Here is a 26424-nt window from a genome sequence, read left to right on the forward strand (position 1 = left end):
TTCGAGTCCGGTCTGGAATCCTGCATCGCGCCACAGCCGGTCCCGACTCGGCTAGAACGGAAGATGTCCACCGGCCCCGTGGGCCCGGCCAGCCGCCCCGGGCAGGCGTCGACCGGTGCCGTGATCGCAGCGCGCCGACGCACCCGACACGGCCCGCCGCGACGGCTCGACATCCAGGACTCTCGAGGTGAACATGACGCAGAACTCCCCCGGCACGATCCGGACGGCACCGACGCCCGACGAGGAACTCGTCGCGCTCCGGCGTGAACTCCGGGCACTCACCGACCACCGCGAGATCTCCGAGCTGGTGGCCCGGCTCGGCAGGTGGCTGGACGGCCGCTGCCTCGGCGACGCGGAGGCGCTGTTCACGCCGGAAGCGGTCGCCGTGACGCCGGGCGGCACCGACGAGGGCCGTACCCGCCTGGTCGAGCAGGCGCAGCAGCACCACGCCCACTACCACCGGCTCCAGCACTCGATGGCGCACCTGCTCGTCGAGCAGGACGGCGACCGGGCTTCGGGGCAGGCGAACCTGACCGCCGTCTTCGTCGAGAACGACCCGCCCGCCGTCCGGGTCCTCGCCGGCGACTACCGCTTCCGCTTCGTCCGCACCGCCGACGGCTGGCGATTCTCCCGCATCGAGATCCGACCCACGTGGATGTCGACCGCATCGCAGGTCGTGCTCATCCCCCAGCCCGCCGGGGCCTGACCGGTCTGGCCGCCCGGGCGATGGCACGTACGGCGCCGTCGCCCGGGCGGCCTGGCCGCCCCGCCCGGGCCGAGTGCGCCGGGCGACCGGCACGTCGCCGGTTCAGAAGAGCTGGTCGTGCTCGACCTTGCGGGAGCGCAGCAGCAGACCGCCGTCCTCGCCGCGCACGATCACGTCCCGGACGACGCAGCTCGGCGCGATGTCCGGCTTACCACCCGGGCGCGTCGTGATCACCAGCGCGTAGCAGGTCGAGCGGATGCTCCCGTCGTCCTGCGGTTCGAGGTCGATCATGTTGAACCAGTGCCGGCGCTGCACCGGGTCGTTCTCGAACCGCTTGTGGAACTCGTGCAGGTCGGCGGCGATGCCGGCCCGGGTCCGGGCGGGTTCGCGTCCGGGCGTGTGACCGAACTCCGCGTCCTCGGTGAACGTCTCGGCGTAGGCCTCCAACTTGCGTTCGTCGAGCTGGCGCATCTGCCGCGCGTAGAACTGCTGGACCTCCGTGTACAGCTCGGTGAACGAGGTGGACGTCGGCATGGGTGACCTCCGGGATGGCTGACCTGACAGGGGCACCGGAGGGCGGGCCCCGGCGGCACCACGATGACCGTCCGGACTCGAATCCGGCTCGAAGGCCGGGCGCGCGGCCCGGCCGCGACGCCCGGCTCTCCAGGCACCCTCGACCGGTGTTCGAGGACGGACGGTGATCCTCGGCGGCGTCACAGTCAGCCGTGCGGTGAAGGGAAGCCAATGTCGGAGCAGAGCCAGCGGGTGGCGATCGTGTCTGGGGCCACCAGCGGAATCGGGCTGGCGGTCGCCCGGTCGATCGCTCGCAGCGGGGCACGGGTCTACATCTGTTCCCGCCGCGAGTCGGCGGTCGCGGACACCGTCAAGAGCCTCCAGTCGGAGGGGCTCGACGTCGACGGCCGCAGCTGCGACGTGCGGTCCTCGGAGGACGTCGCGCGGTTCGTGGGCGCGGCGGTGGAGCGGTACGGGCCGATCGACGTCCTGGTCAACAACGCCGGACGCCCGGGCGGCGGCACCACCGCCGAGATCGACGACGAACTCTGGTTCGACGTCATCAACACCAACCTCAACAGCGTGTTCCTGATGACCAAGCAGGTCCTCACCACCGGCGGCATGTTGGCGCGCGGCTGGGGTCGCGTCATCAACATCGCCTCCACCGGCGGCAAGCAGGGTGTGGTCCACGCCGCTCCCTACTCGGCCTCGAAGCACGGCGTGGTGGGTTTCAGCAAGGCCCTCGGCCTGGAGCTGGCGAAGACCGGCATCACCGTCAACGCGGTGTGCCCCGGGTTCGTGGAGACCCCCATGGCCGAACGGGTGCGGGAGCACTACGCGGACATCTGGGGCGTCGACGAGGCCGAGACCCACGCCCGGATCACCGGACGGGTCCCGATCGGCCGCTACGTCGAGGTGGAGGAGGTCGCTGCGATGGTGTCGTACCTGATGGGTGACGGCGCCGCCGCGGTGACCGCGCAGGCGATGAACGTCTGCGGTGGGCTCGGCAACTACTGATGGGTCACGGGACACCGGCCCGGCCGGAGCCGGGTCGAGCAGCCGGAGCCGGCACGGTTTCGAGGAGAGGCACCGTCATGACGAGTGACACCACCCGGGCGCCGCACCGGGCGCCGGAGGAGACGCCCGACGACCACGACCCCCGGGCGATGCGGGACATGCAGGCCGCGCTGGACCTGGTCCGCAGCAGCACACTGGAACTGCTGACGGGGTTCGGCCGTACCCCGAGCGCCCTGCGCGTGCGGGCCGGCGGCGTGACGGTCGAGGCCGAATGGCCGGTGGAACCGACGACCCCCCACGCCGTCACCGACGCTCCCGTGGCGGTGACGGTGGCGGCGGCCCGTGGCTCCACACCCCTCGCCGTCGAGCCGGACGGCCACCAGGTCCGCTCACCGGCGGTCGGGATCCTGTTCCACGCGCCGTCACCCGGCGCCCCGCCGTTCGTCTCGGTGGGCGACACGGTGGCCCCGGGCCAGCAGCTGGCGATCGTGGAGGTGATGAAGTTGATGATCCCGGTCGAGTCCACGGTGCACGGCACGGTCAGCGCGGTGCTGCACGACAACGGCGAGCCGGTGGAGTACGACGACCCGCTCTTCCTCATCACCGTCACCGAGGGCTCCTGACCGGTCCGGCCCGCCCGGTCGTCGACGGCATCGTCGACGGCCGGGCGGGCCGGCTGGTCACCGGGAGGCCAGTCCGGCCAGCCGGCTGTCCTTTCCCTGCAGGACGGTCAGCTGCAAGCGTTGCACCTGGACGGTCGGCTCGACCCCGAGCTCACGGGCAAGAATGCCGCGCAGGTTCTGATATGCCTGCAACGCCTCCGCCCGGCGACCCGACTCGTAGAGCACTTCGATCAACTGAGCGTGGAAGGACTCATTGAGCGGATGGGCGGCGACGAGGGCACGCAGTTCCGCCACGAGTTCCAGGTGGCGGCCGAGCCGGCGCTCCGCGGTGATCCGCAGGTGGGTCGCCTGGAGTCGCACCTCGTCGAGGTGGGCGATATGCGCGGCCAGCACCTCCCCGACCGCCAGACCGGCGAACGCCGGGCCCCGCCAGAGGTCGAGTGCCGTGCGGAGTTCACGCAGCGCCGCCTCCGGCTCGTCGCCAACCAACAATTCACGCGCCCGCTGCACGAGTCGTTCGAAGACATTCACGTCCACGTCATGCGCCGCGATCCGCATGGCATAACCGGGCGCCCTGGTCGACACCAGGTCCTGACCGAGCGGTGACAACTCGCGCGCCAACATCCGCCGGCCGTGGTAGATGTACGTCTGAAGGGTGGTGACCGCGCTGCGCGGCGGCTTCTCGCCCCACAATTCCCTAATGAGGGTGTCGACCGCTACCGCATCGGGGCACCGGGCGATCAGCAACGCCAGCACCTGCCCGGTTTTCGACGGGCTCACATCGATCGACCTGTCGTCATCCGTGACGATTTCCAGTGGGCCCAGAACGTTGAACCTCATACGTCATTCCCCCGTCGCTCACGGTGCTTCTGCCGTCGGTCTCGACCGACCGGAAGGACAGCCGGAAAGCGGTCTGATCCGCACCGCCCCCACGCCGGTGAGAAGTCGGGACGTACAGCCGATCCCCCTTGTCACGGCCATGGCCACCCCCTCGGACCAGCAAAGTGGAGGACCCTCCACTTCCCGCTACTGGCGCCAGTTTACACATGCTCGCCACTCCTCAGCGCCATCTGTTTCCCGGTCGCCGAGGGCCCATCGGGGGACTGTTTTCGCAGGAAGAGGCGCGATTTCCCGGCCACCGGCGGGGTGATTGCGCAACTGTGACGAAGCGCACTGTCACATCGATGTCTGTGTCCATCGTATATCGCGTCCCGACATACGTAAAGAAGGGGAGGATTCGGACACCAGAATTGCTTTCATCGTCAGCTATTCACCACATCAACGAAGTGATGACGGAAAATCAACAGGACTCCTCCATTCGGGTGATCACATCGGACCTTCCGACGCTGTTTCGGAATTGACGTCGCGAATACCGTATTCCTAGCGGCTCAGTGTTCCGTCAGCACCCGATGCACACGGGACCGGGCGAGCATCCACGGGGGTGGAATTCGGCACTCGCTCTCGGCCCGATCGGGCCGACGGGCCACACGTGCGCCGGAAATCACACGCGAAATCCGCGTCTCTTCCCGAACGGTCCGCCCGACGCGACTTCCGGTCCCGCCGGACACGTCCGCGCACCCGAGAAATGCGAATGGGAAGGAACGGCATGGCACACATCAGCAGGAGAAGCCTGCTCAGCGGGACCGCCGCGGTCGCGGGCACCGCCGTGGCGGGCATGGCCACGGCAGCACCCGCGCAGGCCACCACGACCACCACGACGCCCGCGCTGACCGTCACCCCGGGCGACCCGCGCTACCCCGACCTCGTCGTCGGCAACAACCAGCGGTGGGTCGCGACGCCCGACGCCGTACGGCTGGTCACCTCGTCCGCCCAGGTGCTGCAGGCCGTGCAGGAGGCGGTCGACGCCGGCAAGCGGGTCTCCGTGCGCAGCGGCGGGCACTGCTACGCGGACTTCGTCTACCACTCCGCCAGCAAGGTCGTCATCGACATGTCGGCGATGAACCGGATCTCCTACGACCAGAACCGCCAGGCCTTCGCGGTGGAGCCCGGGGCCCTGCTCATCGCCGTGTACGAGACGCTGCAGAAGGGCTGGAACGTCACCCTGCCCGCCGGCGTCTGCCCGACCGTGGGCGTCGGCGGACACGCCACCGGCGGCGGCTACGGGCTGCTCTCCCGCAGCCACGGCGTGGTCGCCGACCACATCGAGGCGGTCGAGATGGTCGTCGTCGACGCGAACCGGGTCGCCCGGCTCGTGGTCGCCTCCCGCGCCTCCACCGACCCGAACCGGGATCTGTGGTGGGCGTGCGCGGGCGGCGGAGGCGGCAACTTCGGCATCATCACCCGCTACTGGTTCCGCTCGCCGAACGCCTCCGGCACCATCCCCGGTCAGCAGTTGCCCCGTCCGCCGCGCGAGGTGCTCGTCAGCAACGTGCCGGTGCCCTGGGTGGCCCTCGACCAGGCCAGGTTCACCACCCTCGTGCGCAACTTCGGCACCTGGTACGCGCAGAACAGCGCCGTCGACTCCCCGTACACCGCGCTGTCCGGGGTGGCGTTCATTCCGCACCGGTCCGCCGGGGGCATGGGGCTGCTGACCCAGATCGACGCGGCCGTGCCCGACGCCGAGAAGCTGCTGGCCGACTACCTCGCCGCCGTCACCCGGGACACCGGCATCACCGCCCCGTACCCGCCCCGGCGGCTGCGGTGGCTGGCGGCCACCCGGCTCATCGGCACCAGCAACCCGGCCACCATGCTGGACCCGACGATGCGCAGCGCGGTGAAGTCGGCGTACCTGCGCCGCAGCTTCACCGACACCCAGATCGCGGCCCTCTGGCGGAACCTGACCCGCCAGGACTACGCGAACCCCAACGCGACCCTCCAGCTCACCGGGGTCGCCGGCGGCAAGGTCAACAAGGTGCCCACCACCGCCACCGCGTACCCGCACCGCAACTCGGCGTTCCTGGCCCTCTACGAGAACTTCTGGATCAACCCGGCGGAGGACGCCCAGCACGTCGGCTGGCTCCGCGACATCTACGGCCAGACGTTCGCCGCCACCGGCGGTTACCCGGTGCCGAACGACCAGACCGACGGCTGCTACATCAACTCGCCGGACATGGACATCCGCGACCCCGAGATCAACCGCTCCGGCGTACCGTGGTCGACCCTGTACTACAAGGAGAACTACCCCCGGTTGCAGCAGGTGAAGGCCCGCTGGGATCCGACGAACTTCTTCCGGCACTCGCAGTCGATCACGCTGCCCTGACGCGATCGGCGCCGGCCCCGAGAGGGGCCGGCGCCGAGAGCCGCGCCAGGTAACGGCGGCGCCGGACCCCGGTCCGGCGCCGCCGTTACCGTCGGTCCATCAGCTGGTCGACAAGGGCCGTGGTGTGCGTGGCGGTCCGGAACCGGGGATCGTCGAGCACCTGACGCAGGAAATCCACCGTGGTGTGCAGGCGGGGCCCGGAGATGCGGAACTCGGCCAGGGACCGGAGCATGCGCGCGATGGCCTCGTCGCGGCGAGGCGCCCAGACCACCAGCTTGGCCAGGAGCGAGTCGTAGTTCGGCGGCACCTCGTAGCCGGCGTGCACATGGGAATCGACCCGGACGAACGGGCCGCCGGGTGGCACGAACTCCGTCACCAGGCCGGGCGCCGGGGCGAAGTCCCGCGCCGGGTCCTCCGCGTTGATCCGGCACTCGATCGCCACCCCGCGGGGCTGGACGTCGTCCTGCGTGAACGCGAGCGGCTCACCCGCGGCGATCTTGATCTGCTCCCGCACCAGGTCGATGCCGGTCGCCATCTCCGTCACCGGGTGCTCCACCTGGATGCGGCAGTTGACCTCCATGAAGTAGTAGCTGCCGTCCGGGTCGACCAGGAACTCGAAGGTGCCGGCGCCGACGTAACCGGCCGCGAGCGCGCCGTCGACGGCGGACCGTCCCATCCGCTCGGTGAGGTCGACGGGCAGCTCCGGCGCCGGCGTCTCCTCCACCAGTTTCTGGTGGCGTCGCTGCACGGTGCAGTCCCGCTCCCCCAGGTGCACGGCGCGACCGTACCGGTCGCAGAGCACCTGGATCTCCACGTGCCGGGCGTCGCGGAGGTACTTCTCGACATACACCCGGCCGTCGCCGAAGAGCATCTGGGCCGTGGCCTGGGTCCTGCGGTACTCGTCGAGGAAGCTGTCCCGGTCGTGGACGACCTGCATGCCGCGGCCGCCACCGCCCGCGGCGGCCTTGACGATGACGGGGAATCCGATCGTCGCCGCCAGCTCCTCGGCCGCCTCGGGGCTCAGCGGGTGGACGCTGCCCGGCAGCAGCGGCAGGCCGGCGCGGGTCATCAGGGCCCGGGCCGAGGTCTTGTCGCCCAGCTCCGCCATCACGGAGGCGGGCGGACCGATCAGGGTGACGCCGAGCGATTCGCACGCGTCGGCGAAGTCCGGTGACTCGGAGAGGAACCCGTACCCGGGATGGATGGCGTCGGCGCCCGACTGCTCGGCGGCCTGAAGCACGGCGGCCGCGTTCAGGTAGCTGCGGGTGGGCGGTGCCGGACCGATCTGCACCGCCTGGTCGGCGACCTGGACGACGGCCGAGTCACGGTCCCGGGTGGAGTGCACGGCGACCGTCGGGATCCCGAGCTCCCGGCAGCAACGGGCGATCCGCAGGGCGATCTCGCCCCGGTTGGCGATCAGGATCTTCTTGAACATGCTCAGTGCACCTCTCCGCTGATCGTCAACAGCTCCGCCTCAACCGTCACGGCCGAGCCGAACTGGCGGAAGCGGGCCCGCCGGTCGGCGCCGAGCTGGTCGGGGGCGAGCGCGCCCAGCTCGTGCAGGCTCGCCCGCAGGGCTGCGCCGAGCAGCTCGGCCGCACGCAGCGGGTCCGCCCCCGTGCCGCCCTCCGGCTCGACCAGTACGCCGTCGACCACACCAAGGCGCAGCAGCTCCCGGGCGTCCAGCCCGAGCGCCGCGGCGGCACGCGGGGCCGCGGCGAGATCCTTCCAGACGATCGCGGCGCAGCCCTCCGGGCTGATCACCGAGTAGACGCTGCTCGAGAACATCAGCACCCGGTTGGCCACCGCGAGGCCGAGCGCACCACCGCTGCCACCCTCCCCGATGATCACCGTCACCACCGGCACCGACAGGAAGGCCATCAGGCGCAGGTTCTCGGCGATCGCCACGGCCTGGCCCTGCTCCTCGGCGTCCGCTCCGGGATAGGCGCCAGGGGTGTCCACGAGCGTGACGATCGGCAGGTCCAGCTTCTCGGCCAGACGCATCAACCGGGCCGCCTTCCGGTAGCCGGCCGGCACCGGCATGCCGAAGTTGCGGCGCATCAGCTCGGCCGGATCGTGCCCCTTCTGTTGGCCGAGCACCAGCACCGGCCGGCCGTCCAGCCACGCGGTTCCACCCACCACCGCTGGACAGTCGCCGGAGATCCGGTCCCCGTGCAGTTCCTGGAAGTCGGTGAAGGCGAGGGACAGGTAGTCCAGCGTCGTCGGCCGGGTGAGGTCCCGCGCCTGGGAGACGTGCCGCCACGGGTCCGGCTCGGGCAGCGCACGGTGGTCACGGACGACCGGGTCCGCCGGCGCGGGGCCTCCGGAACGTACGCCGGTGAAGGTGGCCGCGCGCAGCAGCCGGCCCAGTTCCTGGCGCAGTCGCCCGCGCTCGACGATCATGTCGATCATGCCGCGGGCCAGCAGGAACTCGGCGGTCTGGAACCCCTCGGGCAGGACCTGGCGGATGGTCTGCTCGATGACCCGGCGACCGGCGAAGCCCAGCCGGGCCCCCGGCTCGGCGACGATCACGTCGGTGAGCGTCGCGAAGGAGGCCGCCACCCCGCCGTACGTCGGGTCGGTGATCACCGAGACGGTCAGCACGCCGGCCCGGTCCAGGGCGCCCAGCGCGGCGCTGGTCTTGGCCATCTGCATGAGCGACAGCGCCCCCTCCTGCATCCGCGCGCCGCCCGAGGCCGTCACGATGATCAGCGGCGTGTGCTCGGCCAGCGCCGTCTCGGCGGCGATGGTGATCAGCTCGCCGACGGCGCTGCCGAGGCTGCCGCCGAGGAAGCGGAAGTCCATCACCGCCATGATCGCCGGCACACCCGCCACCGTGGCCCGGGCGCAGAGCACCGCCTCGTTCAGTCCGGTGCGGGCGCGGGCGTCGGCGAGCCGGTCGGCGTAGGGCACCCGGTCGACGAAGCGCAGCGGGTCACTGCTGGTCACCGTGACGGCCAGCGGCTCGTAGCGCCCCTCGTCGGCCAGCATCCCGAGCCGCTGCTCGGCGGTGAGCGGCAGGTGCAGGCCGCATTCGGGGCAGACCCGGTGGTTGCGGATCAGGCGCTTGCCGTAGACCGGGGTGCGGCAACCCCGGCACAGCAGCCAGTCGGTGTCGGTGGAAACAGCTGTGGTGCGGGACATGGGGTTCTCCTCGCGACGGAAGCCGATCGGCGGGCGCAGGGCTCAGATCTTGAACACCTGGTCCGCGTAGGCGCTGGCGGCGGGCGGGAACTGCAGCGCCACGTGACTGCTGGCGGTGTTGACGTCACGCCAGGCGCGCTGCATCGGGCTGCTGGTCGCGTGCCCGGACGTGCCGGCCGCCCGGAACAGCCGGTTGACCGCCTCGACGAGCAGGTCCAGGGCGAGGGAGCAGTCCCGCAGGTTGCGGCTGGTCTCCAGCGGGGTGATGCCGGCGCCCTGGTCGGCGGCGGCGGCCGCCCGTTCCAGCAGCAGTTCCGCGGCGTCGATCTCGCCGGCGGTCCGGGCGAGGGTGACGTCCTGCTCGACGCGCCGGGGCGGCGCCGGGGTGGGCCCGGCGGCGGAGCGGATCTTCTCGGCGACGTGGCCGGTCCAGGCCCGTTCCATCCCGCGCGCCGCGCCGAGCACGGGGGCGACGAACGACAGCCCGTTGACCGCCGGCAGCGGCACCACGTGACAGGGCTCGGTGGAGGCGGCCGCGGCGCCGGTGAACAGGTGCGCGCGGTCGAAGGACCTGGCGTCCGGGACGAGGACGTCCCGTACGACGACGGTGTTGCTCCCGGTCGCGCCCATTCCCACGTTGAACCAGGTGTCGGTGATCTCGTAGGCGGCGCGCGGCACGGCGAACACCCGCGCCGCCGGCGGGCCGTCGGAGGGGACCTGGCCGCAGAGCAGCGCCCAGTCCGCGAAGCCCACGGCACTGATGTAGGCCCACCGCCCGGAGAGCCGCCAGCCACCGGAGACCGGCTCGGCACGGCCGGTCGGACTCAGCGACCCCACCACCACCGCGTCGGGACCGTCCGCCCACACCTCGGCCTGGCCCTCGGCCGGGAGCAGCCCCGCCATCCGGCCCAGGTTCGCCACCAGGGAGGCGCACCAGGCCGTCGCCGTGCAGGCCTCGCCGATCCGGGCGACGGCGCGGGTCAGGTCGGTGAACGTGCCGGCGTCGCCGCCGTGCCGAATCGGCGCGAAGTGACGCGCGAACCCGACGTCGATCAGGGCGTGCACGACGTCCGGGTCGAGCCGGCGGTCGGCCTCGGACGCGGCGGCGCAGCGCGCCGCCACCGCGGCGAGGTCCGCCACCGCGGTGGGCGTGAGACGCGTGGCCGGTGAACTCTGCTCGCGCATGGTGGATGCCTCCTCGGTCCGGGCGGGACATCCGACGGCACGGGCGGCGGGAGCGGTTGGTCCCGTCGCCGTGTCGTGTCCCGCTCCGGACCATCGCCGGGGTCGGTCGAAGACGACTCGACCCCGGCTGGAGCACCGACTACAGGCCCAGGCCCAGAAGGTCGTCGAGGCCGGCCTTGACCGCGTCGACCGCGAACCCGCGCTCCCGCCGCTGGAAGGTCAGGAACGTGGCGGAGAGGGGGGCCAGCAGCGCCGCGGCCACGAAGTGGGCGTCCACCCCGGGCCGGGCGAGGCCGAGCAGCGTGACCAGGTGGATGTGGTAGATGGTGTACGGGCCACTGGTGAACCGGGCCGTCGGCGAGCTGGTCTCCGCGGCGACCAGCAGTTCCCGCTGTGCCTCGACCCGGTCGACGAGCGCGTGCAGGAACGCGCGGACGCGTTCGGCGGGCGGGCCGCCGGGGCCCAGCGGCGGCGGGCCCTGCATGAAGGCGGACTGGAACTGCCGCTCCTCCTCGTCCAGCAGGGCGAAGATCAGCCCGGCCCGGTCACCGAACCTGCGGTAGACCGTGCCCACGCCTACCCCGGCCACCCGGGCCACCTCGTCGAGCGACAGGGCGGTGATGCCGGCCCGGGACACGATCCCCGTCGCCGCCGCCAGGATCTTGCGCCGGTTCCGCGCGGCGTCGGCGCGCTCGACCGGTCGACCGGCGATCGGCAGGCTGAGCGCCACGGGCGTCCGCTCGGCCGGAGGTTGTTCCACCTTTTGGCCCCTCCCTCGGTCGGCGCCGACCGGTGCCACCCGGGGCGCGGGTCGCTCCATTGTGCCGGTGCTGCGGGAAAACCACCCGCAGGACCCGACCACCGCCGATCGGAGGACGCCCGATCGGGCGACGGACGGGACGGCAGGACGAGGGTCGTTGCACCCACGCGCCACGACGGTTACTCTCGGCGCAAACGGAGGAGGTTCCGCTTAGCCTCGCGTGCTCCCCGCCCTCCTCTTCCCTCGCGTCGACAGCGGAAGGACGCCCATGACCACGAAGGTCGCCGTCATCTACTACTCCTCCACCGGCAACGTGCACGCCCTCGCGCAGGCCGTCGCCGAGGGCGCCACCAAGGCCGGTGCGGAGGTACGCCTCCGCCGGGTCCCCGAGCTGGCCCCGGACGCCGCGATCGACAGCAACCCGGCGTGGCGGGCGCACCTCACCGCCACCGCCGACGTCGAGGTCGCCACCCACGACGACCTGCGCTGGGCGGACGCCTACGCCTTCGGCACCCCGACCCGTTACGGCAACGTCTCCGCGCAGCTCAAGCAGTTCCTGGACGGCACCGGTCAGCTCTGGGCCGCCGGTGAGCTGTCCGGGAAGGCCGCGACGGCCTTCACCAGCGCGGGCAACATGCAGGGCGGCAACGAGTCGACCCTGCTCGCGCTCTACAACACGATGTACCACTGGGGCTGCCTGATCGTCCCGCCCGGCTACACCGACCCGAGCATCTACGCCGCCCACGGCAATCCGTACGGCACGGGCCACGCCGGCGGCAGCGGCCTACCGGGCGAGCAGGTGCTCGCCGCCGCCAACTACCAGGGGCACCGGCTGGCGACGGTCAGCGCCCGGCTGCTCGGCTCCGCCGTCTGACCCACGCCGCCCGCACGTCGCACGGTTCACCGTCGACGGACACCCCCGGCACGAGGGAGCACCCATGACAGACGTGGCACCGGCCCGGTCCATCGCGGAGGTTCCGCCTGTCCGCCTCTTCCACGACGAGTTCCACGACGGATTCCGCACCACCGGGCCGGACGCGCGGTGGTTCCACACCACCGCCGGCCCGCACGTCGCCGACGACGGCACGGTGCACACCTCGGCCGAGGGGCTGCGGGTGGTTTCCGGAGGGCCCGAGGGGCGCCCGGTCTTCACCCGCACCGTCGCCCAGGACACCACGCCAGGCGCCGTCCCCGGCGTCCTCGACCACGTCAAGTGGCTCGTCTACACGACCCACCGGACGGCGGACGGCACCCCGGGCTTCGAGGTACCGGCCGGCCAGGTCCTCACCGGCACCGCCGTGGTGTCCGGACGCACCCACGGCACCACCGGGCACCCCTTCGGTGACCAGGTCACCGACCCGGAGGACGACCTCCGGCTCGCCTCGACGGGGATCAACGCCGTCGATCCGGAGACGTACGTCATCTTCGACTTCCTGCTGACGAACCGGCGGGTGTACGCCTTCTACGAACGCCTCCCGTTCGCCCGCGCCGAGCTGGGCCGCTACGCGGCGTTCTCGTACGGCGTGCCGGTGGCCGACCGGTCACCGGAGGACGAGCACGAGCTCGTCCTCTCGTACGACCGGGACGCGGGCGTCGCCCGCTGGCTCCTCGACGGGCGGGAAGTGTTCCGGGTCGACCGGATCGGTCACCACCTGCCCGGCCGGGAGCACCTGATGCTCGACCACGGCGGCACCGAGGCCCTGGTCGTGCCCCGTCAGCTGAACTTCGGCATGGGGATGCTCACCCTGCTCGACGGCGCCCTGCCCGGGCACTCCCCCGTCGGCCTGGTCCGGCTCGTGGGTGACCCCGGCTTCTACGTCGATCCGGTGGCCGGCGAGCCGACCCCCCAGCGCTTCGTCGACGAGGCGAGCCGCCCGGGCAGTCGGCTCTTCGGTCAGGGGGCGGAGCTGTCGGTCCGTCGCTACACGGTGCAGCGCGGTCCGGCCCGATGACCGGGGCCGACACCGCCTCCCGGCCGGCGCCGGTCGCGGTGGGGAGGTTGGCGGGCGTGTGGCATCTCGTCTCCTACTTCGACCTGGACGACGAGGGACGCCGGTCGCCGGGCCCGCTGGGCGCAGCGCCGGCCGGCTTCCTCGTCTACACCGCTGACGGGCACATGTCGGTCAGCATGATGCGCACCGAGCGTCGCCCCGCCGGTCCCCCGTCCGGGGTGGCCGGGCGGGACGAGACGTTCATGGGGTACGCCGGCAGCTGGCGGCTGGTGGGCGACGAGATCCGCCACACCGTCCTGGTCAGCGCCCACCCGCACATGGTCGGCACCGAACTCGTCCGCGAGGCGGCCCTGGAGGGCGACCTGCTGGTCCTGCACGGCACGTCGCTGATCTCGGGACGCGCGCAGCGACGCGTACTCACCTGGCGGCGCGCCGCGCCGCCGCATCCGCCCGCCCGGCCGGTGCGGGCGACAACCACCGGTGCCACCGGCACCTCGGAAGGAAGCCGATCGACATGAAGGCCCTCATCGCACAGTCCTACGGACCCGTCGACCAGCTCGTGGTCGCCGAACTGCCGAAGCCCGACCCCGCACCCGGCCAGATCCTGATCCGGTTGCGGGCGGCGGCGCTCAACCCGCTCGACGTCAAGCTCGCCACCGGCGCCATGAAGGAGATCATGCCGGTCCGGCACCCTTTCGTGCTCGGCCTGGACGCGGCCGGCACCGTCGAGGCGGTCGGCGACGGGGTGACCCGTTTCCGCCCCGGCGACGAGGTGATCGCCTTCACCCACCCGGTCGGCGGCGCCGTCGCGGAGTACGCGTTGGCGCTGGACGGGCCCGAGGTGGTGGCCCGGCCGAAGGCGCTGAGCCCGGTCGCCGCCGCGGCGCTGCCGGTCGCCGCGATGACCGCGGCGAACATCGTCGAACTGGCCGATCCGGCCCCGGATTCCACGATGCTCGTCGTCGGCGCCACCGGCGGGGTGGGTTCGTTCGTCGTGCAGCTCGCCGCGCAGGCCGGCGTCCGGGTGCTGGCCACCGCCCGGCCGGACGAGGTCGACTACGTCCGCGGTCTCGGCGCCGCGGAGGCGATCGACTACACCGCCGCGGACACCGTGGAGGAGACCCTCCGGGCGCAGCCCGGCGGGGTGGACGTCGTGGTCGACCTGATCAACGCCGGGCCGGGGCTCGCCGCCACGGCGGCGGCGGTCCGGCCGGGTGGGCGCCTGGTGTCGCCGGCCGGCGGCCCGCCCGCCTTCGAGCGGGACGTCACGGCGGCCTACGCGCACATCGAGGCGAGCGAGGGGCTGCTGCAGCGCCTCGTCGACCGGGCGGCCGACGGCGGGCTCGCGGTGGAGGTCGGCGCGACGTACCCGTTCGCCGAGGCGCAGCAGGCGGTGGCCGACTTCGTCGGCAAGCACACCCGGGGCAAGTTCGTCGTCACCTTCTGAGCGACCACGCTCCCCACGCCGTCCACCGGGCCCACCCGGGTGCCGGTGGACGGCGCTTCCGGAACCGACCCGAGAGGCGGTAGGACGTGTACGCCTTCGATCCCGAGCTGACCGAGCCGGCCAGCCGGTTGCCGAGAGTCGACTACGCCGACCTCGGGACGGCGCGGGCAGCCGCCCGCGCCATCGCGGCCCACCAGCAGCCGTACCTGCCGGCGGTGCCGGTGCGGGTCACGGACACCCGGGCGCCCGGTCCACCGGGCGCGCCCGACGTGCCCGTACGGCTCTACCGCCCCGCCGCCGCCGGGCCGGTCCCGGCGCTGCTCTACCTGCACTGGGGCGGCTTCGTCATCGGTGGCGTGGACGGCGTGCACCACACCTGTGTCCGGATCGCCGACCAGGTGAGGGCGCTCGTCGTCTCGGTCGACTACCGGCTGGCCCCGGAACACCCGTTCCCGGCCGCGCTGGACGACTGTCACGCGGTACTCGACTGGGTAGCCAAGGAGGCCACCGAGCTGGGTGTCGACGCCGACCGGATCGGCGTCGGCGGGGAGAGCGCCGGCGGCGGCCTCGCCGCCGCGCTCTGCCTGGCCGTACGCGACCGTGGCGGTCCGGCCCTGCGGCACCAGTGCCTGCTCTTCCCCGCCCTGGACGACCGGCTCGACACCGTGTCGGCGCGGGCCTTCACCGACACCCCGATGTGGGACCGGGCCAACGCCCTGGTGAGCTGGGGTCACTACCTGCGGGGGCGGGCCGGCGCCGCCGACGTGCCGGCGCTGGCCGCGCCCGCCCGCGCCACCGACCTGTCCGGACTTCCCCCGGCCTTCGTGGTGGCCTGCGAGTTCGACCCGCTGCGCGACGAGGCGATCGACTACGCCCACCGGCTCATCCAGGCGGGGGTCCGCACGGAGCTTCGTTACTACCCCGGCACCTTCCACGCCTCGATCGCGGTCGCCGAGGCGGCCGTCTCCCGGCGGATCCTCGCCGACCAGGTGGCCGCCCTTCGTGCGGGCCTGGCCGCCTGACCGCGACGCCCTGCCGGTCGTCCCGGCCTCCACCCCTCCCTCGGTCCCACCGGTCGCGCGCCGACCGGGGTTAGGAGCACATCCGTGACCACCGTGTCGAACGCCGGCGTCCAGACCGTCGGCGAGGAGCCGTACCGGATCGTCTGGGACGACTTCCGGGACGGGTTCCAGTGCACCGGGCCGGACGCCCGGTGGAGCCTCTACGGTTTCGGCCCGCACGTCGGCGACGACGCGGAGGTCACCACCTCCGCCGACGGCCTGCGGGCGGTTTCCTCCGGCGTGCACCCGACCACCGGGGAGCCGGCCTTCGTCCGCACCCTCGGACAGGAGGCGCAGCACGGGCCGGTGGTGCCCGGCGCGCTGGACCACGTCAAGTGGCTGGCCTACCCGCAGCACCTGGCCGGTACGGGCGTGCAGGGCTTCGACGCCGTACCGGGGCGGGTGCTGTCGTTCGAGACGTGGCTCTCGGGGCGCACCTACGGCACGTCCGGCCACCCCTTCGGTGACCAGGTCACGGACTTCGAGGACGACCTGCGGCTGGCCTCCGTCGCGATGCCGGTCCTCGACCACGAGACCGCGATGGTCTTCGACTTCTTCCTCACCAACAAGCGGGTGTACGTGTTCTACGAGCGCCTGCCGCACGCGCGCGGTCAGCTCGGCGACTACGCCGCCTTCCTGCACACGGTGCCGGTGGCCGACCGGACCGTCGACGACGAGCACCACGCGGTGATCTCCTACGACCGGGCGGCCGGCACGGTGCGCTGGTTCCTCGACGGGGAGGAGGTCTTCTCCGTGGACCGCATCGGCCATCCCCTGCCGTCCCGCGAGCACCTGATGCTCGACCACGGCGGCGAGCCGACGACCGTCGCCCCCCGGCAGCTCGCCGGAGGGATGGGCATGTTCACCATCCTCGACGGCGCGCTCCCGGGCCGCAGCGCCAGAGGACTGGTCCGACTCACCACCGCGGACGCCCACTACGTCGACCCGGTCGCCGGCGCGCCGCGTCCGCAGGCCTTCGTCGACGGGAGCAGCCTGCCCGGCAACCGGTTGTTCGGCCAGGGCGCCGAACTGCGGCTGCGCCGCTACGTGATCTCCAGCCAGCCGTCACGACCGTGACGGTCACCGGAACCGAAGGGAAGACCCTGATGCAGAGCAGGACGCTCGGCGAGCGCCTCGTCACCTCCGCGCTCGGCCTCGGCTGCATGGGCATGAGCGAGTTCTACGGCGGCCGCGACGACGCCGAATCCGTCGCCACCATCCGTCGGGCCCTGGACCTCGGCGTGACCATGCTGGACACCTCCGACATGTACGGGCCGTTCACCAACGAGGAGCTGCTCGGGAAGGCCATCGCCGGGCGGCGGGACGAGGTGGTGGTGGCCACCAAGTTCGGCGTGGAGCGCCGCCCGGACGACGGCTACTTCGGCCTGAACAGCCGCCCGGAGTACGTGCGGCGGGCCTGCGACGCGTCGCTGCGCCGGCTGGGGGTCGACCACATCGACCTGTACTACCAGCACCGGGTGGACCCGACGGTGCCGGTCGAGGAGACCTGGGGCGCGCTGGCCGAGCTGGTGGCGGCGGGCAAGGTGGGGCACCTCGGAATCTCGGAGGCGTCGGCCGACGTGGTGCGCCGCGCCCACGCCGTGCACCCCGTCACCGCAGGCCAGTACGAGTACTCGCTGTTCAGCCGGGAGCCGGAGGCGGACCTGCTGCCGACGCTGCGGGAGTTGAAGATCGGTCTGGTCGCGTACAGCCCGCTGGGCCGGGGGATGCTGACCGGGTCGATCGCGAGCCTCGACCAGCTCGAGCAGGACGACTACCGGCGCGAGACCCCGCGCTTCCAGGGCGACAACCTCGACCACAACCTCGCCCTGGTGGCCCGGGTGCGAAAGCTGGCCGCCGAGCGGGAGGTGACCCCGGGTCAGCTCGCGCTGGCCTGGGTGCTGGCGCAGGGGCCGGACGTCGTGCCGATCCCGGGCACCAAGCGCCGCCGGTACCTGGAGGAGAACGTCGCCGCCCTGGACGTCCGGCTCTCCCCCGCCGACCTCGCCGCGATCGAGGCGTCGACCCCGCCCGGCGCCGCCGCCGGCGAGCGTTACCCGTCCCGCCCGCCGGTCGGTCACCGCTGACCCCGCGGCGGCGGCCGACCGGCCGCCGCCGCGCGGGGCGGTCAGCGGATGAGGTATTCCGACGGGTCGAACCGGCGGGTGCGACGCCAGTACTCCTGGGCCGGGAAGGGCCAGTTCTGGGCGGAGCGCCCGGCCCGGTTGACGAACCAGCTGCTCACCTTCGACCAGCCCCAGGCCCGCAGCGCGTTGGCCTCGTCGACCCAGGCGTTGTGCCGCTCGAAGACCTCCGGCCGGACCTCCACGGCGCGGTGTCCGCCGGCGAGCAGCTGACGGACCGCGTCAACCAGGTAGGTCACGCCGCACTCGGAGAAGTAGATGATGCTGCCGCCCTGCCCCGACAGGTTGGTGTTCGGCCCGTACAGGCTGAACAGGTTAGGAAACCCGGGCACGGTCAGACCGAGGTAGGCCCGGGCGTCGCCGTTCCACGTCTCGTGCAGGTCCCGACCGTCCCGGCCGGTGACCCGCATCGGGGCGAGGAACTGCGACGCCTGGAAGCCGGTGCCGTAGATGAGGACGTCGACGGAGTGCTCCGTGCCGTCCGCCGTGCGGACGCCCCGCGGCGTCAGCCGCTCGATCGGGTCGGTGACCAGGCGCACGTGGTCTTGCTTGAGCGTCGACAGCCAGGCGCCGTTGTCCCGCAGCACCCGCTTCGCGCCGACGGGGTAGCGGGGGATCACCCGGTCGCGCAGGTCCGGTCGGTCGGCGAGCTGGCCCTCCAGGTACGTCGCCAGGGTGGCCCGCAACTCCTCGTTGACCGCGGAGATTGCCCGCTCGGTGGGCGGGTAGTCCGGGTCGACGACCCACCCCTCCAGCACCCCGTGCAACCCCGGCGCCAGCAGCCAGAACCGTTGCCAGGCGGCGTAGTACGGCAGGTGCTCGTAGAGCCAGCGGGCGCCTTCGGGCACCGCGTGGTGGTAGTGCGGCGTGGGCCGCAACCACGGCGCGTTGCGCTGGAAGACGACCAGTTCCCGGGCCTGCGCGGCCACCTCGGGGATGAACTGGAAGGCGCTGGCGCCGGTGCCGATCACCCCGACCCGCTGACCGGTGAGGTCCACCGAGTGGTCCCAGCGCGCGGAGTGGAAGGCCGGGCCGGTGAAGTCGGTCCGCCCCGGAAGGTCGGGCACGTTCGGCCGGTTCAGTTGCCCCACCGCGGTGACCAGCACGGCGCATTCGGTGGTACGCGGACCGTCGGGGGTGTCGAGGTGGAGCCGCCAGCGGCCGGTCGCCTCGTCCCACTCGGCGCCGCGCACCTCGGTGTCGAACCGGATGCGCTCGTGCACCCCGGTCTGCTTCGCGAAGTCCCGGAAGTAGTCCAGCACCGCCTCGTGGGTGGCGAAGTGGTCCGTCCAGTCGAGCCGGGGCGCGAAGGAGTAGCTGTAGAGGTGGCTCGGCACGTCGACCCGGCAGCCCGGGTAGTGGTTCTCGAACCAGGTGCCGCCGACGTCGCTGTTCTTCTCGTAGACGGTGACCGGCACCCCGACCTGGCTGAGCCGGTACGCGGCGAGCAGGCCGCTCATGCCGGCGCCGACGACGGCGACCTCGACGTCGTGCCCGGGTGCCAGCTCGTCGCCGTGCCACTGCGGCGCCTTCGGGTCCTCCCCGGGCAGGACGACCTCCTGGGCGAGCAGGGGAAGCAGGTCGCTGGTGTCTCGGCCCATCGCCCAGCTGGTGATGTGCCGCAGGGCGGCCGGGTCGAGCGGCGGCACGGGGGCGCCGTCGCGCAGGCGGCGCAGCGCCCCGAACGCCAGCTCCCGGGCATGCGCCTGCTGCTCGGCGAAGAGCCCGCCCTGCGGCAGGAAGAGCCAGCCGTTGGGGCGCAGGTCGTCGCGGAGCACGGACAGGTCGCCGGTCAGGTGGGCCACGGTCATCAGCAGCGCGGGCGCCTCCCCGTCGCGCAGGTGGGCCCGCAACGTCTCGTCGTCGACGGTGACGGGTTTGATCGCCGAGGTGAACGTCATGGCAGGCGCCTTCCGGAAGAAAGTTCGGAGCGGATGAGTCAGGGCCGGCTCGCCCCGTCGGCCGGACGGCCGGAGCCGGGCTCCGCCGGGTGGGGGCACTCGCCGCCGCAGAGTGCGCGGAAGCCGCGGTCGAAGTAGACGACCGGCGACCCCTCGTCGGGCAGGACGACCCGCTGGACACCGCCGACCAGGATCACGTGGTCCCCGGCCACGTGGCGGCTGTCGATGACGCACTCGACGGCGGCGAGCGCCTCGCGCAGCACGCTCGCCCCGCCGGCGGTGCGGACGAAGCCGCCGGCGCCGAACTTGTCCGGGCTCTTGCTGGCGAACCGCTTGGCCAGGTCGACGTGGTGGGAACGCAGGAAGCTCACCGCGAAGTGGCGGCTGCGCTGGAAGACGGGGAACGAGTTGGCCGACCGGGCCAGGCAGACCAGCACCAGGGGCGGGTCGAGGGACACCGAGCAGAACGAGCTCGCGGTGAAGCCGTACGGGGTGCCGTCCTCGTCGTGCGTGGTCACGATCGCCACGCCGGTCGGGAAGCGCGCCATCGCCTCCCGGTAGGCCGCCGGATCGACCGGGCGGACTCCGTTGTCGCTGATGGTGGAATCAGTTGAGCGCATCGGAATCTCCCGGTCGTCCGCAGAATGGAGGGGTCAGGAGGCGGGCCGCGACACGAAGTCGGTCAGCGAGACGGTGATCTCCTGCCGGTTGGCCCGGTACGACATGCAGTAGCTGGTCGGGTACCAGCCGGCCTCCTTCCAGGCCGCGGGGAGCTTGAGCGGCCGGCAGGACGGCTCCACCCGCCCGGCGGCGAGGTCCGCCAGCCAGGCCCTCGTGATCATCGGCTCGTAGAAGGTGATGTCGCCGCCGTAGGCGCCGTACATGAAGGTGTGGGTGAACGGCTGGCCGTTGAACTCGGGGGCCGTGGGGTCACCGAGGTGGTTGCCCATGCCCGGCACCACGGCGTCGATGTCGAGGTAGTCGGCGGGCAGGTAGCGGGCCGGCACCGGCAGCCGCGCCTCGGCGTAGTCCGCGCAGTCGACCAGGTTGCCGCCGCCGCACGGCCCGGTGCCGATGGCCGCCGTCTCCGCCCGGTCCTGGAGGTAGAGGTGCAGGTCGAAGTGGGGGGTGCCGTAGATCTCGGCCGGGGCGTGCCCGCGCGGGTCCCAGTTCAGCATGGCCCACTGGAATGGGCCGCCGACCACGTCCCGGAAGCGCTGCGGCAGGTCGAGCAGGTACTCGTGCTCGTGGACGCACTCGGTGGCCGGGTCGGTCGTACCGTCGCCGTCGACGTCGTAGCAGTGCGCGCCGTCGGTCGGCTCGGTCGGCAGGCCGCCGAGCGCCCGACGGTCGAGGACGAAGCCGAGGCTCACCGGCCGGTCACCGGCGAGCTGGGAGTAGATCCGCACCGTCCCGTCGCCGAGCCGCTTCGGCGGCCCGTAGTCGGCGCACGGGCCGGGGTACGAGCGGGTGGCGCGGTATAGCCGCTCGGCCGCGGCGGGCGGCAGCTTCACCGTCCGCTCCTGCTCCGGTCGCCCGAGGACCAGGCAGACGTCCAGCGGAGCGTCCCCCTTCGCGCCGGACCGCTGCGGGCCGGCGACGAACGCGACCGGCACGGTCCGCGGGTCCAGCGGTGGCGGGGCGACCGTCGTCCGGGACGGCTCCCCGGTGGCGTGGCGGTGGGCGGCGCGGGCGGGCGCCGCCGCGGGGGCGGCGGACGATCCGCCGTCGGGCAGTTGGGCGGCGAGGGTGAGCAGACCGGCGACGGCTGCGGCTGCCGCGAACACCCGGCGGGCGCGCGGTGCGGTTGTCATGGACACAGCGACCGTTCCTAACGTGAGGGGTGCGGGTGGCGTGGGCGCCGGGTCAGGCCCGGCAGGTCGGCAACCGGCCGTCGTTGTAGGCGACCATCTCGCCGAAGATCGCGACGACGTCCAGCGGCCGGCCCGGCGGGCCACCGGCGATCTCGGCGTACGCGCGGTGCAGGTTGCCCACGATGCGCTCGCCGTCGAGCAGGTGCGCGAACGGCGCGAGGTCCGCCGACCGCGCGGCCGCCAACGGGGTGAGGCCCTCCGCGTGTGCCGTCGCGGCCAGGTCCCGGACCCAGCGCAGGTAGGCGATGTTGTCCTCGATGGCCTGCGGCCCGGTCACGGGCCCGTGTCCGCAGACCACGGTGCGCGGCTCCAGCTTCCGGAGCCGTTCGAGTGCGGTGAGCGCCCCGGAGACCGAGCCCATGAGGTTGAACGGGGCGGCCCCGGAGAGGACCACGTCCCCGGCGAACAGGACGCGCTCGTCGGGCAGCCACACCACCACGTCGTTGGTGGTGTGCGCCGGCCCGACGTGGACCAGCTCGGCGCGCCGGTCACCGATGTGTACGGTGAGCCGGTCGGCGAACGTCACCGCGGGCAGGGTGACCCGCACGTCGCCCCAGTCGACGTCGGGCCAGAGGCCGGTCAGGGCGAGCCCGGTGTCGGCCATCTCGGTACGGGCCAGTTCGTGCGCGACGACGGTGGCGCCCGGGCCGAAGACGTGGTTGCCGAAGTTGTGGTCGCCGTGATGGTGCGTGTTGACCACCAGGCGTCCGGGTCCCCCGCCGATCCCGTCGACGGCCGCCCGGAGGCGCCGGGCGCGTCGCTCGGTGGCCAGGGTGTCGATCACCAGGACACCGTCGGACCCGACGACGACGCCGGCGTTGCTGACGCACCAGCCGCCGGGCAGCTGGGTGTACGCGAAGACGCCGTCGGCCACCTCGGTCAGCGCGCCGTCCGCGTCACCGGTCGCCGGGGCGGCGACCACCGAGGGGACGCTCACCGGGACACACCCGCCCCGGTGTGCGGGGCCGGCTGCTCCCGCGCGTACCGGCCGGCGTGCTCGAGCGTGGCCCGGCTGTTGCGGCCGAGCACGTCCCGCAGGTGGCGGCGGGCGTCCGCCGGGGTGCTGCCGGCGCCGAGGACGGCGTCGATCGCCTCCGGGTCGACCGCCACGCTGTGTCGGGCGTGGACCTCCGCGCCGCCCGGACCGTCGGCGAACTCCCACGACCCGGCGTGCCCGAGGAGCATTCCCGGCGGGACGACCTGCTTGTAGACGATCTGCCCGGGCAGGCAGAGCCGGATCGAGCGGGTGGTGTGCGACCGGCCCTCGGCGGTCACCGTGTCCATCTCCATGTCCTGCACGTCCGGCTGCGGTTCGCTCAGCGACACCCGGCCGACGTGCGGCAGCCGCTGCGGCCACAGGTCGCTGCGCCGCACGAAGGCGTACACGTCGGCGGCGCTGACACCGGGCAGCACGACCCGGTCGGTGAAGGAGAAGACCAGATCGTCCACCGGGTGCCCGAGTTCGGCGACGCGGGCCAGCGCGGCCAGTTCCCGGGCGCTGTTGGTGTCCAGCGCCTGGTTCATCCACGCCAGCTGCTCCTCGCCGCCGTCGACGGTGAACCGGTGGGTCAGCACGACCTCGGTCCGCCCGCCGCCTACCGGCCGGAACGTCCAGTCGCCGCCCATCGAGGTCAACGGTGCCTGGCTGCGCTCCTGCCGGAAGGTGACCCGCAGGCCGGCCGGATCGAGGTCGCGCCGGGACGCCCAGGTGTTCACCCGACCGTTGACCTGCGCCCAGAGCTCGAACCGTTCGACGTCCGAGGTGCGCTCCAGGTGCCGTACGTGCACGGTCGGCTCGAAGATCACGGGCCACCGGCGTACGTCGGCGACCAGCTCGTAGACCACCTCCGGGGGCGCGGCCACGACGCGGGTGTGGACGGTCTGGTGCGGCCGGGACGGGCTCATCGGCTCTCCGACGGCCGGGGTCATGACGTCCGGGCCGCGGCGCCGTTGACGAGGTCGACCAGCTCGCGGGGGGTACGCAGGTCGGCGACGCGCTCGTCGGGGATGCGCACCCCGTACTCCTGCTCAATCCGCGCGGCGGTCTCCATCAGCGCCAGCGAGTCGTACCCCAGTTCCTCGAATTCGACGCCGTCGATGTCGCCGTCGAAGGCCGCCGCGTCCGTCTCGCCGGCGCAGGCGACGAGGATGCGGCGCACGTCGTCGATGGTCATCGTGCTCATGGATGGCTCCTTTGTGGTCGGGGTGTGCGAAAGCGGGCCGATCATCCGGCGGCGCGGACGACGACGGCGGAGTTGAACCCCCACCGGCCCCGGGCGAGCACGAGGGCGGTGGCGACCGGGGCCGGTCGGGGCTGGTCCAGGACCAGGTCGAGGGCGTACCGCTCGGGCACCTGGGTGGTGCCGGTGGTCGGCGGGATCACCCCGTCGCGGATGGCGAGCAGGGCGGCGACCAGGTCGGTGGGGCCGCCCCCGGCGTAGAGCCGGCCGAACATGGCCTTGGGCGCGGTCACCGGCACGCCGCGCGGGCCGAACAGACCGCTGATCGCCTCGGCCTCCACCCGGTCCAGCTCGGGCAGGCCCGCGGCGTCGGCGAACACCACGTCGACGGCATCTGGGGCGATCCCCGCGTCGGCGAGGGCCAGCTCGGCGGCCCGGCGCAGGGCGGGCGGGCGCGGCGACCCGGGGGGCGGGTCGAAGGTGGAGGCGTAGCCGGCGATCTCCCCGTACCGCTGCGGCACGCCGCGTTCGCGCGCCGCCGCGGGGTCCTCCAGCACCATGATCGCGCCGCCCTCGCCGGGAACGTAGCCGGCGGCCCGCCCGTCGAAGGGCAGGTAGGCCCGGTCCGGGTCGGTGGCGGCGCTGACCCGGCCGCTGGACACCTGAGACGTCCAGCCCCACGGGTCGAGCGCCGAGTCCACCCCGCCGGTGACCACGAGCGAGGTGCCGCGGCGTACGGTCCGGCGCGCGTGCCCCACCGCGTCGAGGCCACCGGCCTGCTCGGCGACCAGGGCGCTGCTCGGGCCGCGCATCCTGTTGCGGATGGAGATCTGACCGGTGTTCACCGCGTAGAACCAGGCGAACGACTCGTAGACGCTGACCGCCTGCGGTCCCTGCGACCAGAGCTTGTGGAACTCACGGTGGGTGAACTCGAAGCCGCCGGAGGCGTTCGAGGTGACGACGCCCATGTCGTAGTCGGTCAGCGTGGCCGGGTCGACCTTCGCGTCGGCGATCGCCCAGTCGGCGGTGGCCAGGGCGAGCCGGGTGGAGACGTCGGTCTGCGGCAGCAGCCGGCTCGGCAGGTGCTCCTCCGGCCGGAAGTCGAGGATCTGCCCGGCCAGCGCGGCCGGGTACGCGGAGACGTCGAAGCGGGTGATCCGGCTGATCCCGTTCCGGCCGGCGAGGACGTTGGTCCAGAACCGTTCGAGTCCCAGCCCGACCGGGGTCGCCACGCTCATGCCGGTGACCACCACCGTGCCCGTCATGCCCGCACCTCCGGCCGTCGCAGCACCATCGCGCTCTGGAAACCGCCGAAGCCGCTGCCGACCGTCAGCACGGTGTCGACGTCCTGCTCCCGGGCGACCAGCGGCACGTAGTCGAGGTCGCACTCCGGGTCGGCCTCGTGCAGGTTGGCTGTGGGCGGTACGACACCGTGCTCGATCGCCAAGAGCGAGGCGGCGATCTCGACGGACCCGATGGCGCCGAGCGAGTGCCCGACCATCGACTTGATCGAGCTGACCGGCACCTCGTACGCGTGCTGGCCGAGGCTGCGCTTGTAGGCAGCCGTCTCGTGCCGGTCGTTCTGCCGGGTGCCCGAGCCGTGCGCGTTGACGTAGTCGATCGCCGTGGGGTCCAGCCGGGACTCGTCCAGCGCCACCCGGATCGCCTCGGCCATCTCCCGGCCGTCGGCCTTGAGCCCCGTCATGTGGTACGCGTTGCACCGGGTGGCGTACCCGGAGACCTCGGCGTAGACGTGCGCGCCGCGGCGGCGGGCGCTCGCGTACTCCTCGAGCACGAACATCGCCGACCCCTCAGCGAGGACGAACCCGTTGCGGGAGCCGTCGAAGGGCCGGGACGCGTGCTCCGGGTCGTCGTTGCGGGAGGTGGTGGCCTTGATGGCGTCGAAGCAGGCCGCCACGATCGGCGTGACCGGCGCGTCCGAGGCGCCGGCCAGCATCACGTCCGCGCTGCCCTCACGGATCAGTTGGACGGCGTGGCCCACCGAGTCCAGGCCGGAGGTGCAGCCGTTGGAGATCATCGCCACCGGCCCCTCGGCCGCCACCGTCCAGGCCACCTCCGCCGGCATGACGCTGGGAATCAGGTAGTCGAACATGTGCGGCGAGACGTAGTCGGCGTCGACCTCCCACCGCCGTCCGCTGTCGGAGAGCACCAGGTACTCCCGCTCCAGGCTGGTGGCCGCGGCGACCGCGCTGCCCAGGCTCACGCCGACCCGGTGCGGGTCCAGCGCGCCGAAGTCCAGGCCACTGTCGGCGACCGCCTCCCGGGCGCAGACCACGGCGAACTGCGACGCCCGGTCCATCCGCCGGACCTCACGCGGCGTCAGCCCCTCCCGGGCCGGGTCGAAGTCGGCCTCCCCGGCGACCTGGGACCGGTACGGCGACGGGTCGAAGAAGGAGATCCGCCGGGTCGCCGTCCGGCCCGCGGTCAACAGGTCCCAGAATTCCTTGGTGCCGTTGCCACCGGGGGCGCGTACGCCTATCCCGGTGATGACGACGCGCCGCGTCACCGGACACCGTCCGGGCACGTGCAGGCCCTCGAACTCAACATCGCAGTACGTCCCTCACTGCCGGTCGACTACTACCGCGTCCGTGTTCAGCCGCGATGACGAGGGACAGCGTGCGTGGGCGTACTTGAGGCCGGCTTGAAGATCGATGGGGTCGGGGCGCCGGGCGGCGA

25 protein-coding genes are annotated in these 26424 nt (G+C 72.7%); 11 read left to right on the forward strand and 14 right to left on the reverse strand.

All coding sequences use genetic code 11. From position 1 onward, the window contains the following. Window positions 1-193: 193 nt before the first annotated feature. A complete protein-coding gene (locus ACTWM8_RS17455; protein ID WP_446214583.1) occupies window positions 194-706 on the forward strand; it encodes a nuclear transport factor 2 family protein in 513 nt (170 codons plus the stop codon). Between the two features lie 102 nt (window positions 707-808). On the opposite strand, the gene ACTWM8_RS17460 is transcribed toward ACTWM8_RS17455, so the two are convergent. Then, complete coding sequence (locus tag ACTWM8_RS17460) at window positions 809-1240, reverse strand: nuclear transport factor 2 family protein (protein WP_210777993.1); 432 nt, start codon at window positions 1238-1240, stop codon at window positions 809-811. Between the two features lie 210 nt (window positions 1241-1450). Between ACTWM8_RS17460 and ACTWM8_RS17465 the strand changes: the two genes are divergently transcribed. Beyond that, window positions 1451-2236 carry an SDR family NAD(P)-dependent oxidoreductase gene (locus tag ACTWM8_RS17465; protein ID WP_446209954.1) on the forward strand — a complete coding sequence of 262 codons (786 nt, stop codon included), beginning with the start codon at window positions 1451-1453 and terminating at the stop codon, window positions 2234-2236. 77 nt (window positions 2237-2313) lie between these two features. Beyond that, window positions 2314-2859, forward strand: a complete 546-nt coding sequence (locus ACTWM8_RS17470) for an acetyl-CoA carboxylase biotin carboxyl carrier protein (RefSeq protein ID WP_446209955.1) — start codon at window positions 2314-2316, stop codon at window positions 2857-2859. 57 nt (window positions 2860-2916) lie between these two features. Here ACTWM8_RS17470 and ACTWM8_RS17475 read toward each other — a convergent pair whose 3' ends face one another. After that, window positions 2917-3699 carry an AfsR/SARP family transcriptional regulator gene (locus tag ACTWM8_RS17475; protein WP_446209956.1) on the reverse strand — a complete coding sequence of 261 codons (783 nt, stop codon included), beginning with the start codon at window positions 3697-3699 and terminating at the stop codon, window positions 2917-2919. 766 nt (window positions 3700-4465) lie between these two features. Here ACTWM8_RS17475 and ACTWM8_RS17480 point away from each other — a divergent pair. Then, a complete protein-coding gene (locus tag ACTWM8_RS17480; RefSeq protein ID WP_446209957.1) occupies window positions 4466-6079 on the forward strand; it encodes an FAD-binding oxidoreductase in 1614 nt (537 codons plus the stop codon). An 85-nt stretch (window positions 6080-6164) separates the two neighbouring features. On the opposite strand, the gene ACTWM8_RS17485 is transcribed toward ACTWM8_RS17480, so the two are convergent. The 4 genes from ACTWM8_RS17485 to ACTWM8_RS17500 form a co-directional block, all read right to left on the reverse strand. Continuing rightward, window positions 6165-7514: an acetyl-CoA carboxylase biotin carboxylase subunit gene (locus tag ACTWM8_RS17485; RefSeq protein ID WP_446209958.1), complete on the reverse strand. Its 1350-nt coding sequence runs from the start codon at window positions 7512-7514 to the stop codon at window positions 6165-6167. Between the two features lie 2 nt (window positions 7515-7516). Beyond that, window positions 7517-9223 carry an acetyl-CoA carboxylase, carboxyltransferase subunit beta gene (accD, locus tag ACTWM8_RS17490; protein WP_446209959.1) on the reverse strand — a complete coding sequence of 569 codons (1707 nt, stop codon included), beginning with the start codon at window positions 9221-9223 and terminating at the stop codon, window positions 7517-7519. A gap of 42 nt (window positions 9224-9265) precedes the next feature. Beyond that, the gene (locus tag ACTWM8_RS17495; protein ID WP_446209960.1) at window positions 9266-10408 is read right to left on the reverse strand and encodes a hydrolase; all 1143 of its coding nucleotides are present in this window, start codon (window positions 10406-10408) and stop codon (window positions 9266-9268) included. Window positions 10409-10547: 139 nt separating this feature from the next. Beyond that, window positions 10548-11168: a TetR/AcrR family transcriptional regulator gene (locus ACTWM8_RS17500; protein WP_446209961.1), complete on the reverse strand. Its 621-nt coding sequence runs from the start codon at window positions 11166-11168 to the stop codon at window positions 10548-10550. Window positions 11169-11436: 268 nt separating this feature from the next. Between ACTWM8_RS17500 and wrbA the strand changes: the two genes are divergently transcribed. From wrbA to ACTWM8_RS17535, 7 genes are all read left to right on the forward strand, one after another. After that, window positions 11437-12042 carry an NAD(P)H:quinone oxidoreductase gene (wrbA, locus tag ACTWM8_RS17505; RefSeq protein ID WP_357916349.1) on the forward strand — a complete coding sequence of 202 codons (606 nt, stop codon included), beginning with the start codon at window positions 11437-11439 and terminating at the stop codon, window positions 12040-12042. Between the two features lie 64 nt (window positions 12043-12106). Beyond that, complete coding sequence (locus tag ACTWM8_RS17510) at window positions 12107-13120, forward strand: DUF6081 family protein (protein WP_446209962.1); 1014 nt, start codon at window positions 12107-12109, stop codon at window positions 13118-13120. Next, window positions 13117-13638: a lipocalin-like domain-containing protein gene (locus ACTWM8_RS17515; protein ID WP_446209963.1), complete on the forward strand. Its 522-nt coding sequence runs from the start codon at window positions 13117-13119 to the stop codon at window positions 13636-13638. The genes ACTWM8_RS17510 and ACTWM8_RS17515 overlap by 4 nt, the downstream gene beginning before the upstream one ends. Beyond that, window positions 13635-14567 (forward strand): NADP-dependent oxidoreductase, encoded by a 933-nt coding sequence (locus ACTWM8_RS17520; protein ID WP_446209964.1) that lies wholly within the window; start codon window positions 13635-13637, stop codon window positions 14565-14567. Before ACTWM8_RS17515 ends, ACTWM8_RS17520 begins: the two co-directional genes overlap by 4 nt. A gap of 86 nt (window positions 14568-14653) precedes the next feature. Further along, the gene (locus ACTWM8_RS17525; RefSeq protein WP_446209965.1) at window positions 14654-15589 is read left to right on the forward strand and encodes an alpha/beta hydrolase; all 936 of its coding nucleotides are present in this window, start codon (window positions 14654-14656) and stop codon (window positions 15587-15589) included. An 84-nt stretch (window positions 15590-15673) separates the two neighbouring features. Continuing rightward, complete coding sequence (locus ACTWM8_RS17530; RefSeq protein ID WP_446209966.1) at window positions 15674-16705, forward strand: DUF6081 family protein; 1032 nt, start codon at window positions 15674-15676, stop codon at window positions 16703-16705. 29 nt (window positions 16706-16734) lie between these two features. Further along, entirely contained in the window at window positions 16735-17715 is a 981-nt protein-coding gene (locus ACTWM8_RS17535) for an aldo/keto reductase (RefSeq protein WP_446209967.1), read from the forward strand. Between the two features lie 41 nt (window positions 17716-17756). Here the strand turns inward: ACTWM8_RS17535 and ACTWM8_RS17540 are convergent, their stop codons facing one another. The 8 genes from ACTWM8_RS17540 to ACTWM8_RS17575 are packed head-to-tail and all read right to left on the reverse strand — an operon-like array spanning window position 17757 to window position 26254. Beyond that, window positions 17757-19673: a flavin-containing monooxygenase gene (locus tag ACTWM8_RS17540; protein ID WP_446209968.1), complete on the reverse strand. Its 1917-nt coding sequence runs from the start codon at window positions 19671-19673 to the stop codon at window positions 17757-17759. A 38-nt stretch (window positions 19674-19711) separates the two neighbouring features. Then, complete coding sequence (locus tag ACTWM8_RS17545) at window positions 19712-20293, reverse strand: flavin reductase family protein (protein WP_446209969.1); 582 nt, start codon at window positions 20291-20293, stop codon at window positions 19712-19714. A gap of 33 nt (window positions 20294-20326) precedes the next feature. Beyond that, window positions 20327-21487: a hypothetical protein gene (locus ACTWM8_RS17550; RefSeq protein ID WP_446209970.1), complete on the reverse strand. Its 1161-nt coding sequence runs from the start codon at window positions 21485-21487 to the stop codon at window positions 20327-20329. Window positions 21488-21539: 52 nt separating this feature from the next. Beyond that, a complete protein-coding gene (locus ACTWM8_RS17555) occupies window positions 21540-22484 on the reverse strand; it encodes an MBL fold metallo-hydrolase (RefSeq protein WP_446209971.1) in 945 nt (314 codons plus the stop codon). Next, window positions 22481-23452 carry an aromatase/cyclase gene (locus ACTWM8_RS17560; RefSeq protein ID WP_446209972.1) on the reverse strand — a complete coding sequence of 324 codons (972 nt, stop codon included), beginning with the start codon at window positions 23450-23452 and terminating at the stop codon, window positions 22481-22483. Before ACTWM8_RS17560 ends, ACTWM8_RS17555 begins: the two co-directional genes overlap by 4 nt. A 20-nt stretch (window positions 23453-23472) precedes the next feature. Next, complete coding sequence (locus ACTWM8_RS17565; RefSeq protein WP_377610726.1) at window positions 23473-23730, reverse strand: acyl carrier protein; 258 nt, start codon at window positions 23728-23730, stop codon at window positions 23473-23475. Window positions 23731-23771: 41 nt separating this feature from the next. Next, window positions 23772-24992 (reverse strand): ketosynthase chain-length factor, encoded by a 1221-nt coding sequence (locus tag ACTWM8_RS17570; protein WP_446209973.1) that lies wholly within the window; start codon window positions 24990-24992, stop codon window positions 23772-23774. Then, the gene (locus ACTWM8_RS17575) at window positions 24989-26254 is read right to left on the reverse strand and encodes a beta-ketoacyl-[acyl-carrier-protein] synthase family protein (protein WP_357916390.1); all 1266 of its coding nucleotides are present in this window, start codon (window positions 26252-26254) and stop codon (window positions 24989-24991) included. Before ACTWM8_RS17575 ends, ACTWM8_RS17570 begins: the two co-directional genes overlap by 4 nt. Between the last annotated feature and the right edge of the window lie 170 nt (window positions 26255-26424).

The sequence above is a fragment of the Micromonospora sp. IBSANI012 genome (assembly GCF_052814045.1).